Genomic DNA, 13,901 nt, shown 5'->3' on the forward strand with positions numbered 1-13,901 from the left:
TCACCGGCCCGGCCGGTCGAGGTCGAGGCCGAGCATGCGGATGGCGTTGCCGCGCATCAGCTTGTGGACGGTCTCGTCGTCCAGGCCGCGCACGTGGTCGAGTGCGACGTCCTTGGTGTGGGGGAAGGTCGAGTCGACGTGGGGGTAGTCGGTCTCGAAGGTGGCGTTGTCGCGGCCCACCGCATCGAGTGACGCGATGCCGTGTTTGTCGCGGAAGAAGCAGCAGAAGACCTGCCGGTAGTAGTAGGCGGAGGGCGGTTCGGGGATCAGGTCCCGCACGCCGCCCCAGGCGCGGTGTTCCCGCCATACGTCGTCGGCGCGCTCCAGGGCGTACGGGATCCAGCCCATCTGACCCTCGCTGTAGGCGAGTTTGAGGCGGGGGAAGCGCACCAGCACGCCGCTGAAGAGGAAGTCGGCCAGCGATGCCATGGCGTTGTTGAAGGACAGGGTCGCCTGAACCGCGACCGGGGCGTCCGGTGAGGCGGCGGGCATCTGCGAGGACGACCCGATGTGCATGTTGACGACGGTGTCCGTCTCCTGGCAGGCGGCGAAGAAGGGGTCCCAGTGGCCGGAGTGGATGCTGGGCAGGCCCAGGTGGGTGGGGATCTCGCTGAAGGTCACGGCGCGCACGCCCCGCGCCGCGTTGCGGTGGATCTCGGCGACGGCGAGAGCGATGTCCCACAGCGGGATGAGGCAGAGTGGGATGAGCCGGCCGCCGCTGTCGCCGCACCACTCCTCGACCATCCAGTCGTTGTAGGCACGCACACAGGCCAGCGCGACCTCCTTGTCCCGGGCCTCCGCGAAGGTCTGGCCGCAGAACCGGGGGAAGGTCGGGAAGCACAGGGACGCCTCCACGTGGTTGAGGTCCATGTCCTTGAGGCGCTCCGCCGGGTCCCAGCAGCCGGGCCGCATCTCCTGCCTGGTGATGCCGTCCAGGGTCATGTCGTCACGGTCGAAGCCGACGGCGGCGATGTTGCGCTTGTACGGGAAGGCGAGGTCCTCGTAGATCCACCAGTCGGCGGGCGGGCCGTCGGGGTCCATGGTGACGACGTATTTGCCGCCGGTGTAGGCGAGTTCGCCGATCCCGGTGGTGACCGGGCGGGGGCCACGGTCGCGGAGGCGGGCGGGGAGCCAGGAGGCGAAGAGGTGGGCCGGTTCGATCACATGGTCGTCGACGCTGACGATGCGGGGCAGTTCCACGGCGGCCCTCCAACTTTTCTGACGCTCCGTCAGAATCGAGGCTAGCCCGCGCCCTCTGGACCGACAAGCCGTGGCACCCTACGCTTCGCGCCACGCCTCACGCCGGAGCAGCGGAAGCGGGGAGCCTCCATGACCGGTACCGATGACGACCTCAGCGCCTCCCGCACCCTGTGGGAGCTGCTCGGGCGCCGCGCCGCCCGTACCCCCGACGCCCTCGCGCTCGTCCAGGGCGACGACCCCGGCCCCACCGGGGCGGACCGGCGGCTGACTTTCGGCGCCCTGCGCGAGCAGGCGGAGCGGACGGCGGCGGGGCTGTACGAGCTCGGGGTCCGGCCCGGCGACACGGTCGCCTGGCAGCTGCCCACGCGCATCGAGACCGTCGTGCTGTCCTTCGCCCTGGCCCGCCTGGGCGCCGTGCAGACGCCGCTCGTCCCCTTCTACCGCGACCGCGAGGCCGGTCACGCGTTGCGGGCCACCGAGGCGGGCTTCTTCGCGACCCCCGGCCTGTGGCGGGGCTACGACCACGCGGCCATGGCCTTCCGGCTGGCGCTCCGGATGCCCGCTCCGCCGCTGGTGTTCACGGCGTACGACACGCTCCCGCAAGGGGACCCGGCGATCCTCCCGCCACCGCCCGGCGACGGCGCCGCGGTCCGCTGGGTCTACTGGACGTCCGGCACGACCGCCGACCCCAAGGGCGTCCTGCACACGGACCGCACCCTGATCGCCGCCGGAGCCCGTCTCGCCCGCGCACTGCGGCCCACCCCGGCGGACATGGGCTCGATGGCCTTCCCCTACGCGCACGTGGCGGGCCCCGACTACACCGTGATGATGCTGCTGTGCGGCTTCCCCGCGCTCCTCATGGAGCACTTCGCGCTCCCCGCCGCGCTGGATGCCTATAGGCGCCACGGCGTCACCATCGCGGGCGGCTCCACCGCCTTCTACTCGATGTTCCTTGCCGAACAGCGCAAGGACCCGGACCGCAGAATCGTCCCCACGCTCCGTCTCATGGCGGGAGGCGGAGCCCCCAAGCCGCCCGGGCTGTACCACGAGGTCGTCCGCGAGCTGGGCTGCCGGCTGACCCACGGCTACGGGATGACCGAAGCCCCCATGATCACCATGGGGGACCCGGACGACACCCCGGAGAACCTCGCCACCACCGAGGGCCGCCCGGCCGCGGGCATGGAGATCCGGGTGGTCGACGCCGCCGGACTGCCCGTGCCGCCGGGCGTGGACGGGGACGTACGGCTGCGCGGCGAGGCCGTCTGCCGCGGCTACCTCGATCCGGCGCAGACCGCCGAGGCGTTCGACGCGGACGGCTTCCTGCGCACCGGCGATCGCGGCCGCCTCACCGCCACCGGGCATCTCGTGCTCACCGGGCGCGCCAAGGACGTCATCATCCGCAAGGGCGAGAACATCTCGGCCCGGGAAGTGGAGCAACTCCTCCAGGGGCACCCGGCCGTCGAGGACGCCGCTGTGATCGGGCTCCCCGATCCGGCGCGAGGGGAACGCGTCTGCGCCGTCGTCCAGCAGCCCGCCGGGGCCGCGCCGCTCACGCTCGACGACATCGGGACCTATCTGCGGGGCGCGGGGCTGGCCGTGCACAAGGTCCCCGAGCAGCTGGAGCTGGTCGACGCGCTGCCCCGCGACACGACCCTCGGCAAGGTCCTCAAGCACCGGCTGCGCGAGCGCTTCTCCGACGGGTGACTCAGCGGGTCCGGTAGGTGGCGGTGGCCTGGTCGAAGTACCCGTCGACCAGGCGCTGTTCGTTCATCGGGCCGATCACCTGGAGCACGTGATAGCGGCCGCCCAGGATCATCGCGGAGTTGCGCACATAGACCTGCCGGCCGCTGCTGTCGTTCCAGTTGAACGTGCCCTCCGCCGACGCGCGCTGCCCGACGTCGATGCGGCGCAGGCCGGAAGCGCCCGACCAGGAGGACGAGCGGTAGGCGTCGAGTTCCGGTTCCTTGTCCTGCTGGTAGGCCATGGGGTCGCTGCCGAACTCGGTGACCTTGTCCCGCCCGGGCACGACGACCAGTTGGCAGTCGCCACCGAAATAAACCACCTGGCCCCGGTCGTTCTCGCCGCGCCGCTGCCACTCCTTGGCGACGGCCACGGTGAAGCCCTTGGGGTCCTGGCGCAGGGCGAATCCCTTCGCCAGTCCCTCGGCCTCGGTGGACGGTTCGTCCGAGCCCACGGACGCCTGCCCCGCCTTGCCCTCGGTGGCGGGGGCGTTGGGGACCGCGCTCGGGGCACCGGTCGTGCCGGTGTGCTCCGTCGGCGCCTTCCCCTCGCTCTTGTCGGCGCCGGGCATCAACAGCACGGCGTACAGCACCACACCGATCAAGACGAGCAGGATCAGCCCCAGCAGTAACCGCCCGAGGCTGAGGGGGCCGCGCCGGGTGCTGACGCGCTGCTCCTGGAGGTGTCCGGTGGTGTGGGCCCGGGCGCGCGGCTGGAGTTGGTCCTTGGCGGTCTTCTTGTGCCGCCCGTGCGCGGCCGCCGCGGAGTCCACCGCCGCGACCGGACGGCCGCGCCTGCGGCGCACGAGCTCGCCCTTGCGCCGGATGACCGGCAGCCGGTGCTGATCTGCGGGGACGCCCGGCCCGATCGAGGGAACGGTGACGGTACGGCTGCCGATGTCGGGTTCGGGTGCCGAGCGGATGAGGGACCGCAGCCAGCCGCGCAGCTCCTCGAACTCCGGCCGCTCCGCCGGGTCCTTGCGCATGAGGGACTCGACCACCGGCCGCAGCGCGCCGCACTCCTCGGCGTACGCGGGCGGTTCCACGCAGACGAGCTGGAGGAGGTCCGCCGTGCTGTCCTCGGGGTACGGGGCATGGCCCTGTACGACGCGGAAGAGCAGGGCGCCCAGGGCCCACAGGTCGGCGGCGGGCCCGACCGGGGGGGCGAGCTGCCAGCTCTCCTGCACCGGCCACGCCTGCTCGGGCGACCAGCGTTCGGTGACGGCCCCGACCACCACCATCCGCGCCTGACGGGCCCGTTCGGCGGCGTACGCGCTCGCCGCGGAGCCGTCGCCGCCCCAGCCACCGGGAGCGGAACCGGCCGGAGGTGCGGCCGGGCTGCCCGCGGCGGCGGCCGGAGCTGAGCCCTCCGCTCGGGGCGCGGGCAGCGCCGCCGCGCCCTCCGGGGACGCCGGGCCGAAGACACCGGGGGCACCGGGGACCGGGCGCGGTGACGGCATACGGCCGGCCGCGGGGGCCGTGCCACTGGCGGCGCTGCCGCCGCCCCAGGTGGAGGTGCCGGTCGGGGTGTGCGCGGCGTTCTCCGCGGCCGCCCGCGCCGCCGCGGCACGCGCGCCCGCACGGTATGCGGCGATGGCTCCGGCCCGTGCCGCCCGGGGGTCCTGGGGCCCTCGCGCGGGGGCGCCCGCCCCGGGCTGCTGCGTCGGCCCGGAGCCGTCCTGCGGCGCCCGGGGACGCGGCGTACCGCCCGGCGGCAGGAATCCGCCCGCGGCGCCCTGGTCGCGGTACGCGGACCCGCCCTGGGGGCGCCCCGCGGCGCCCGGCCCCGGCCGCCGGCTCCCGCCGCCGGAGGCGCCGTACGCCGACGGTCCGGCCTGCGTGGCACCTTGCGCGGGTCCGCTCGCCGCGCCCGGCCCCGGACCACCGCCTGCCGGCCGCGCGGCGCCGCCAGAGGCTCCCGCACCGCGCCCGAGAGCTCCGGCCCCCCCGGGACCGGGCACACCCGGACGAGCGCCGGGCACCTTTCCGTCACCCATGCCCATGCCCGAGCCCGTCGCCGGAGCAACGCCCTCCGGCACCGGGTCGTAGCCGCACAGGGCCTCCTCCGCCGCGCCCGCAGCCAGGCCGGTGAGAATGGCGCGGCCGTCATCGCAGATGAGGACCGTGCGGGTGGTGATGTTGCGGTGGGTCCAGCCGTGGGAGTGCAGGGCGCGCAGGGCGGTGAGGACGTCGGCGGCGACTTCGGCGGCGCGATGCGGGGAGAGGGAGCGCTCGGCGAGGAGCGCGGCGAGCGGGCGGGCGGAGACGAGCTCGCTGATGATCCACAGGCTGCTCCCCTCCGCGAAGACGTGGAAGACCTGGTCGAGCCTGGGGTGGTCGGGGATCTGCGCAGCGGCGGTGGCGGCCGCGAGCGCGCGGCGCACCGCGGAATCGCCGGGCCCCTGCCGGGCGGACCCCTTGTGCGCGGGCCCCTTGTGCATGGCCCCCTTGTGCGCGGAAGCGGCGGGTCCGGTGCCGTGGGCCTCCTCGCCCTCGACCTCGGCCTCCACGACCTCCGGCAACGGGATCTGCCGGATGAGGACTTCCTGGCCGCTGTAGGTGTCGAAGGCGCGCGTCTCCACGAGCTCGAACACCTCGGACGGCGGCAGCGGCAGGCGATAGCGGTCGGCGAGCACCCGTCCCGCGTAATCGTCCACGACGCCTCCCCACGCGCGTGATCCGCACCGTCGCCCGGATGACGGTCGAGCCGCCGTCAACACCGGTCATCTTGCTGCCTATTGTGGTTGCGTACCGTCCACGACAACTCACGATACGTGCCGAACCCACCCCTTCGGGGCCGTACGGCTCAGTACGTCGCCACGTACGTCGTCCTGTTCCGCCCCACGAGCCCGGGGAGCGGGCCGGTCTCCCTCGGGTCACGCGCTTCCCGGCCGGGACGGGGGTCTTCCCCGGCCGCCCTCCGGTCAGTCCTCCGGCGTGAACGTCCTGAAGGCCGCGTCGCGCAGGGAGGTGCATTCCGCGCCGTTCCACGCGCCCTTCTCGCACGTGATCATGATGGCGTAGCCGTGCTCGTCGTCCACCTTGAAGCCGCGGTTGAGTACCTGGACGCGCTTGCCGTTCTGGTCGCGTTCGAAGGACCAGTCGGCCACGGTCGGGTAGTCGTGGCCGTCCCAGCCGTGGACCTCCTTGATACCGAGGCCCTTGTAGTTCTTCATGCTGTGCTTCGCGCCGGACTCCAGCTCGCGCCAGGCCTTCGCGGCGTCCGCCTGCGGATCGGGCCCGAAGTCGACCTGGACCCTGGGGAAGCCGCCCTCTGCGCTGTAGATGGCGCCGGAGTGGTCGCCCGCCGTGCCGGTCTGCCGCCAGCCCTTGGGCATGTCGATCTCGAACTCGTACGCGTCGTTCTCGACCCGTTCGTAACCGGCCCCGGCACCGCGCTTGGTGCCGCCGGGCGCCGACTGATCCGCCGTGCCCTGGAGGCCGCCCGGCACCGACGCGGACGCGGACTTGACGGCCTTGCCGCTCTTACCGCCCTTGTCCGCACCGCCGTTCCCGTCGTTGCCCACCGCGAAGGCGAGCACCGTGCCGACGACGACGAGCACGACGACGACCGCCGCGATCACCAGGGTGCGGCGCGGCACGACCTCCATGACCGAGGCCCGCTCCCACGTCACCCGCTGCAGACCGCCGCCCGCGCCGGGCGCGCCGTCCTGGGAGACCTGGGCGGCACCGGAGTGGCCCACGGCAGCGGGCTTCGCGGCCGCGGCCGACGGCTTCGGCGAGCCTTCGGAGGACGCGCCGGCCTTCTTCAAGGACGGCTTCAGGGAAGGCTTCGAGGACGGCTTGCCCGAGGGCTTCGCCGACGCCTTCTCGCCCGACCGCGGCGCGGCGGACCGCGAGGCCGCCTCCGGGATCGCCGGAATGGCGATCGCCTGCGTCGCGTCCAGCTCGGGCTCCGGCGCGGGCGGCTTCGGCAGCCGCTCGTCCGGCGCGTTGACGGCACCGTTCAGCAGCGCCCGCGCGCCCGCCTCGTCCAGCCGCTTCTCGGGGTCCTTGGCGAGCAGCCCGTACATGACCTCCGCCAGCGGTCCCGCGTTGCGGGGCGGGCCCAGCGGCTCCGTCATCACGGCGGTGAGGGTGGCTATGGCCGAACCCTTGTCGTACGGAGGGGCGCCCTCGACCGCCGCGTACAGCAGGCCGCCCAGGGACCACATGTCCGCCGGGGGGCCGGGCTTCTGGCCGCGCGCCCGCTCAGGGGATATGTACGAGGGCGCGCCGACCAGCATTCCCGTGGAGGTGACCGACGGGTCGCCCTCGACCTGCGCGATGCCGAAGTCGGTGAGCACCACGCGGCCCTCGTCCGCGATCAGCACGTTGGACGGCTTCACGTCGCGGTGCAGGATGCCCTGGCGGTGCGCGGCGCCGAGCACGTCCAGGACGGCCAGGCCGACCTCCGCGGCGCGCCGCCACTTCAGCGGCCCGTCCTCACGGATGACGTCGGCGAGCGAGCGGCCCTCGATGAGCTCCATGACGATCCACGGCCGGTCGTCCTCGTGCACCACGTCGTAGACGGTGACGGCGCCCGCGCTGCGGATGCGCGCGATCGCCTTGGCCTCGCGCAGCGTGCGCGTGATCAGGCGGCGCTTCTCGTCCTCGTCGATGTTGGCCGGGAACCGCAGTTCCTTCACCGCGACCGTACGGCCCAGGGTCTCGTCGGTCGCCCGCCAGACCGTGCCCATGCCGCCGCGCCCGAGGACGTCCCCGAGGCGGTACCGCCCGGCCAGGAGGCGCCCTGCCGTGCCCTGCGTCTGCTCCGCCTCCGACATGCGTCCCCTCTGGCAATCAGCTCTGCGACCAACCCACCCTGGCAGAGCCACCATTGTCTCTCATCCGCGGACCGGCGGAAGGCCAGGGTCCGCGGGCCCCCTGATGATGGCCGCATGCCGACGCCCCGCCGCCGCCTCGCACCACGCACCGGCCGCTGCCGCGCAAACCCTGCCTGACCTGCGCCGTCACAGCACCGGTGCTGACGGTGGCACAGCAGCGGGCCACGCGGACCGGTCTCCCCTGAGGGACCTGCTTTCGGCCGGAGCGGTTCCCGGACCGGCCGAGCTGTCACAGGATGCTCATGGGTGCCCTGTTAACGGCGCGTATGTACGGATCCGCAGGCGACGCTCCCTCAGTTATCGCGTCAACAACGACACTCCTGACTCACCCACACGAAGACGACGGGTTCCGCTCAGATCGGCTGCACGTCGGGCGCCCCCAGCCGGGCCGCGTCCGCCGTCAGGTCGTCGGGCTGCCGCTGTGATTCGCGCTCCGCCTCCACCCGCTTCTCGTAGTGCTCGACCTCCTTCTCGACCTGGGTGTGGTCCCAGCCGAGCACGGGCGCCATCAGCTCGGCGGCCTCCCGCGCGGAGCGGGTGCCGCGGTCGAAGGTCTCGATGGAGATCCGGGTACGGCGGGTCAGGACGTCGTCCAGATGGCGCGCCCCCTCGTGCGAGGCCGCGTAGACGACCTCCGCCCGCAGATAGTCGTCCGCACCGGCGAGCGGCTCGCCCAGGGTCGGGTCGGAAGTGACGAGCTCCAGCACCTCGTCCACCATCGACCCGTACCGGTTGAGCAGGTGTTCGACGCGTGCCACGTGCAGGCCGGTGCGCCGGGCGATCTGCGCGCGGCCGTTCCACAGCGCCCGGTAGCCCTCGGCGCCCACCAGCGGCACGTCCTCCGTGACGCACTCCGCCACCTTCTGCGCGAGGCCGTGCACCGCCTCGTCGACGGCGTCCTTGGCCATCACCCGGTACGTGGTGTACTTGCCGCCCGCCACGACCACCAGCCCCGGCACCGGGTGCGCCACGGTGTGCTCGCGGGAGAGCTTGCTCGTCGCGTCCGACTCCCCCGCCAGCAGCGGGCGCAGCCCGGCGTAGACGCCCTGCACGTCGTCGCGGGTGAGCGGCACCGCGAGCACGGAATTGACGTGCTGGAGCAGATAGTCGATGTCCGCGCTGGAGGCCGCGGGGTGCGCCTTGTCCAGGTCCCAGTCGGTGTCGGTCGTGCCGATGATCCAGTGCCGGCCCCAGGGGATCACGAAGAGCACGCTCTTCTCCGTGCGCAGGATCAGGCCCGTGCTGGAGTGGATGCGGTCCTTCGGCACGACCAGGTGGATGCCCTTGGACGCCCGTACGTGGAACTGCCCGCGCTCGGCGATCAGCTTCTGGGTGTCGTCGGTCCACACGCCCGTGGCGTTGACGATCTGCCGGGCCCGGATCTCGAATTCGCCGCCCTGCTCCAGGTCGTGCACCCGGGCGCCGACGACCCGCTCCCCCTCGCGCAGGAAGCCCACCACGCGCGCCCGGTTGGCCACGTCGGCGCCGTAGGCCGCGGCGGTGCGCACGAGGGTGGCGACGTAGCGGGCGTCGTCCATCTGGGCGTCGTAGTACTGCAACGCGCCGACCAGGACGTCCTTGCGCAGGCACGGGGCGACCCGCAGCGCCCTCCTGCGGGTGAGGTGGCGGTGGGTGGGCAGGCCGCGGCCGTGGCCCGAGGAGACCGACATGGCGTCGTAGAGGGCGACCCCCGAGCCCGCGTAGAGGCGCTCCCAGCCGCGGTGCTGGAGGGGGTAGAGGAAGGGGACGGGCTTCACCAGGTGCGGGGCGAGCCGTCCCAGCAGGAGCCCGCGTTCCTTGAGCGCCTCGCGCACGAGCGCGAAGTCGAGCATCTCCAGATAGCGCAGCCCTCCGTGGATGAGCTTGCTGGACCGGCTGGAGGTGCCCGCCGCCCAGTCGCGCGCCTCGACCAGTCCGGTCGAGAGCCCGCGGGTGGCCGCGTCCAGCGCGGTGCCCGCGCCGACGACCCCGGCGCCGACCACCAGGATGTCCAGTTCCCGCTCCGCCATCCGGGCGAGCGCCTCGCCGCGCTCGACCGGCCCGAGTGTCGCTGTCCTCACCGCTGCCTCCCGCTCGACCGCTGTCACTGCCGTCCGCCGATTCGCCGGTCCGCTTCGGTCACCGCCGTTCGCACGGCCGCGCTTCCGCCGCTGCCGAAGCCGCTGTCTCCTTCGATGCTGCCTCAGATCGGTCACTTTGGCCGTGCCGGAGCCGCCCGGGCACGAGCCACGCCGTCGCAATACCTCATAACAGTCATATATCCGCTTAACCTGATGTACCCCCTCCAGGGCCGTCCAGGGATCGCCCCTCGGGAAGGACCGCCTCGTCATGCCCGCAGATCTCGCCGTCATCGGTCTGGGCCCTCTCGGCCTCCCTCTCGTCCGGGCGGCCACCGCCGCCGGCATCGCCACCATCGGCTACGACCCCGACCCGGACACCGTGGCCGAGCTGCGGGCCGGGCGGCTGCCCTCGGAGGACGTGGACGGCACCCTCACCGCCGCCGACGTCCGCCGGATGCTCGCCGCCGGGTTCCGGCCGACGACCGCGGACGCCGAGCTCGGCAGGGTCCGTACGGCCGTGATCTGCGTCCCCACCCGGCTGGGCGAGGACCGGGCGCTGGACCTGACGCCCGTCGGGGACGCGGCCCGTACGCTCGCGGCGCGGCTGCGCCCGCACACCACGGTGCTCCTGGAATCAGCCGTCTACCCAGGAGCCACGGAGGAATACCTGCGTCCCTTGCTGGAGGCCGGCTCCGGGCTGCGCGCCGGGCGGGACTTCCACCTCGCGTACTCCCCCAGCCGGACCGACCCCGGCAACCGCCGGCACCACTACACCACCACCCCCAAGGTGCTGGGCGGCCTCACCTCGGCCTGCACGGAGGCCGCCGCCACCTTCTACGGGCGGATCTGCGAGAAGGTCGTCCGGGCGCGCGGGCCGCGCGAGGCGGAGGCGGTGCGGGTACTGGAGACCAACTACCGGCACGTCAACATCGCACTCGCGAACGAGATGGCGGTCTTCTGCCACGACATCGGCGTCGACATGTGGGACGTCGTACGGTGCGCGGAGACCAAGCCCTTCGGCTTCCAGGCGTTCCGCCCGGGGCCCGGGGTGGGGGGTCACGGAGTGCCCGTCGACCCCAACTACCTCTCCTACAAAGGCCGCAGCCTGGGCTACCCGCTGCGCATGGTCGAGCTCGCGCAGGAGGTCAACGGGCGGATGCCGCGCTATGTCATCCAGCGCTGCGCCACGCTCCTCAACGAGCACGGCAAGTCCGCGCGCGGCGCGCGCGTCCTGCTGCTCGGCATCAGCTACAAGGCCGACATCGCCGACCAGGAGGGCTCCCCCGCCCGCGAGATCGGCTCCCGGCTGATCGAACTGGGCGCCCAGCTCAGCTACCACGACCCGTACGTGGCGCAGTGGCGGGTGCTCGGCCAGCCGGTGCCGCGGGCGGACTGCCTCTACGAGGCGGCGTCGGAGGCGGACCTGACGGTCCTGCTCCAGCACCACCGCACGTACGACCTCCAGGGGCTGGCGGTGAAGGCTCAACTGCTGCTGGACACAAGGGGAGCGACGCCGGCGGGCGCGGCCCACCGGCTGTGAGTGCCCGATCGGGCCGGGGCCGGCCGGATCGAGCCCGTCCGGCGAACCCCCGCCCCCTTGGAGCCTTTACAGCCTTCCCGTTACAGCCTTCCCGTACCGAGCAGACGGTTCGGCTGCGCGTCCAGGACCGTCTTCAGCGACGCGAAGTCCTCCACGCAGCGCCCCGTGCCGACGGCGACGCAGTCAAGCGGCTCCTCGGCGACGATGACCGGGATGTCGAGCTCCTTGCTCAGGCGTACGTCCAGGCCGCGCAGCAGCGCGCCGCCGCCGGTGAGGACGATGCCGCGGTCCATGATGTCGCCCGCCAGCTCCGGCGGGGTCTCGTCCAGGGTCTGGCGGACCGCCATGACGATCGCGTCGACGGGCTCGGCCAGCGCGTGCCGGATCTCGTCGGCCGTCAGCTCCAGCGTCTTCGGCAGACCGCTGACCTGATCGCGACCGCGAATGGTGAAGCGGTCCGGCGGCAGCAGCCCCTGCGTCTCCTCCGGGTCGCCGCCCGCGTCCTCCAGGCCGTCGTTCTTCTCCAGCTGCTTGGCGAGCGCGGTGAGCCCGGCGGCGGTCCAGGAGCCCGTGGGCGAGGCCGAGCCGATGCTCATCTTGATTTCCTCGGCGGTGCGTTCACCGATGGCGAGGGCGAACTTCTTCTTCACGTACGAGGTGATCGCCACGTCCATCGCGTCACCGGCGGTCCGCACGGAGCGGGCCGTGACGATGCCGCCCAGCGAGATCACCGCGACCTCGGTGGTGCCGCCGCCGATGTCGACGACCATGCAGCCGGTCGGCTCGCTGACCGGCAGCCCCGCGCCGATCGCCGCCGCCATCGGCTCCTCTACCAGGTGCACCTGACGGGCCCCGGCCCGGGACGCGGCCTCGATGACCGCGCGCCGCTCGACACCGGTGATGCCGGACGGGACGCACACCACGACGCGCGGGCGGGTGAAACGGCGGTTGCCCAGCACCTTCTTGATGAAGTGCCGCATCATCCGCTCGGCTATCTCGAAGTCGGCTATGACGCCGTCGCGCAGCGGGCGGACCGCGACGATGTTCGAGGGGGTACGGCCGATCGTCTCCTTGGCCTCATGGCCGACCGACAGCACGCTGCCGTCCTCGGCGTTGACGGCGACAACTGATGGTTCGTTGAGCACTACCCCCTTGCCCCGCACGTACACCAGCGTGTTCGCCGTGCCGAGGTCGATCCCCATGTCCCTGCCGCTGAACGACTTGCTTTGCGCCATAAGTTGCCATTATTCCTTACCGTCGAACTTTTATACGGAACTCACAGCGGCCCGCTCGCTGTCGGTGACACCGCGGGGCCGGCGACACGGCGGGAAGCACGAAGGGCCCGGACCGCCGAAGCGGTCCGGGCCCTTCCGCCCTGCTGAAGGTCAGCGGTTGTCGTGCTGCGACGGCGCGACCGTCACCTCGACCCGCTGGAACTCCTTGAGCTCGCTGTAGCCCGTGGTGGCCATGGCACGGCGCAGCGCGCCGAACATGTTCATCGAGCCGTCCGGCGTGTGCGAGGGACCGGTGAGGATCTCCTCGGTGCTGCCGACCGTGCCCAGGTTCATGCGCTTGCCGCGCGGCACGTCCTCGTGGACGGCCTCCATGCCCCAGTGGAAGCCGCGGCCCGGCGCGTCGGTGGCGCGGGCGAGCGGGGAGCCCATCATCACGGCGTCCGCACCGCAGGCGATGGCCTTGGGCAGGTCGCCGGACCAGCCCACGCCGCCGTCGGCGATGACGTGCACATAGCGGCCGCCGGACTCGTCCATGTAGTCCCGGCGGGCGGCGGCCACGTCGGCGACCGCGGTCGCCATCGGGACCTGGATGCCCAGGACGTTACGGGTGGTGTGGGCGGCACCGCCGCCGAAGCCGACGAGGACACCCGCCGCGCCCGTGCGCATCAGGTGCAGCGCGGCGGTGTACGTCGCGCAGCCGCCGACGATGACCGGGACGTCGAGCTCGTAGATGAACTGCTTGAGGTTCAGCGGCTCGGCGGCGCCGGAGACGTGCTCGGCGGAGACGGTCGTGCCGCGGATCACGAAGATGTCCACGCCCGCGTCGACGACGGCCTTGGAGAACTGCGCGGTGCGCTGCGGGGAGAGCGCGGCGGCGGTCACGACACCGGAGTCGCGGACCTCCTTGATGCGCTGCCCGATCAGCTCCTCCTTGATGGGAGCCTCGTAGATCTCCTGGAGGCGCCGGGTCGCGGCGGTCTCGTCCAGCTCGGCGATCTCGGCGAGCAGCGGCTCCGGGTCCTCGTAGCGGGTCCAGAGGCCCTCGAGGTTGAGCACGCCCAGGCCGCCCAGCTCACCGATGCGGATGGCGGTCTCGGGCGAGACGACCGAGTCCATGGGGGCGGCCAGGAACGGCAGCTCGAAGCGGTAGGCGTCGATCTGCCAGGCGATCGAGACCTCCTTCGGGTCGCGGGTACGGCGACTCGGGACGACGGCGATGTCGTCGAATGCGTACGCCCGGCGGCCGCGCTTGCCGCGCCCGATCTCGATCTCAGTCACGT

Annotated in this window: 8 protein-coding genes; 2 read left to right on the plus strand and 6 right to left on the minus strand. The window is 72.7% G+C overall.

Annotated features, from left to right (window positions below; genetic code table 11):
* The gene (locus ABD269_RS07900) at nucleotides 1–1,200 is read right to left on the minus strand and encodes an amidohydrolase family protein (protein ID WP_344117124.1); all 1,200 of its coding nucleotides are present in this window, start codon (nucleotides 1,198–1,200) and stop codon (nucleotides 1–3) included.
* A 129-nt stretch (nucleotides 1,201–1,329) separates the two neighbouring features.
* On the opposite strand from ABD269_RS07900, the gene ABD269_RS07905 reads away from it, so the two are divergent.
* The gene (locus ABD269_RS07905; protein ID WP_344117125.1) at nucleotides 1,330–2,904 is read left to right on the plus strand and encodes a class I adenylate-forming enzyme family protein; all 1,575 of its coding nucleotides are present in this window, start codon (nucleotides 1,330–1,332) and stop codon (nucleotides 2,902–2,904) included.
* A gap of 1 nt (nucleotide 2,905) precedes the next feature.
* Here ABD269_RS07905 and ABD269_RS07910 read toward each other — a convergent pair whose 3' ends face one another.
* The 3 genes from ABD269_RS07910 to ABD269_RS07920 form a co-directional block, all read right to left on the minus strand.
* Nucleotides 2,906–5,596 (minus strand): protein kinase, encoded by a 2,691-nt coding sequence (locus tag ABD269_RS07910; protein ID WP_344117126.1) that lies wholly within the window; start codon nucleotides 5,594–5,596, stop codon nucleotides 2,906–2,908.
* A gap of 267 nt (nucleotides 5,597–5,863) precedes the next feature.
* Entirely contained in the window at nucleotides 5,864–7,726 is a 1,863-nt protein-coding gene (locus ABD269_RS07915; protein WP_344117127.1) for a serine/threonine-protein kinase, read from the minus strand.
* 413 nt (nucleotides 7,727–8,139) lie between these two features.
* Nucleotides 8,140–9,846 (minus strand): glycerol-3-phosphate dehydrogenase/oxidase, encoded by a 1,707-nt coding sequence (locus ABD269_RS07920; protein ID WP_344117128.1) that lies wholly within the window; start codon nucleotides 9,844–9,846, stop codon nucleotides 8,140–8,142.
* Between the two features lie 268 nt (nucleotides 9,847–10,114).
* Here ABD269_RS07920 and ABD269_RS07925 point away from each other — a divergent pair, with 268 nt between their 5' ends.
* Nucleotides 10,115–11,386: a nucleotide sugar dehydrogenase gene (locus ABD269_RS07925; protein ID WP_344117129.1), complete on the plus strand. Its 1,272-nt coding sequence runs from the start codon at nucleotides 10,115–10,117 to the stop codon at nucleotides 11,384–11,386.
* A gap of 80 nt (nucleotides 11,387–11,466) precedes the next feature.
* Here ABD269_RS07925 and ABD269_RS07930 read toward each other — a convergent pair whose 3' ends face one another.
* Both ABD269_RS07930 and ABD269_RS07935 read right to left on the minus strand, forming a co-directional pair.
* Nucleotides 11,467–12,621: a rod shape-determining protein gene (locus ABD269_RS07930; protein ID WP_301886705.1), complete on the minus strand. Its 1,155-nt coding sequence runs from the start codon at nucleotides 12,619–12,621 to the stop codon at nucleotides 11,467–11,469.
* A 150-nt stretch (nucleotides 12,622–12,771) separates the two neighbouring features.
* Nucleotides 12,772–13,899, minus strand: a complete 1,128-nt coding sequence (locus tag ABD269_RS07935) for a GuaB3 family IMP dehydrogenase-related protein (RefSeq protein ID WP_344117130.1) — start codon at nucleotides 13,897–13,899, stop codon at nucleotides 12,772–12,774.
* Nucleotides 13,900–13,901: the final 2 nt, after the last annotated feature.

Source organism: Streptomyces blastmyceticus (genome assembly GCF_039521185.1).
Taxonomy (GTDB): Bacteria; Actinomycetota; Actinomycetes; order Streptomycetales; family Streptomycetaceae; genus Streptomyces; species Streptomyces blastmyceticus.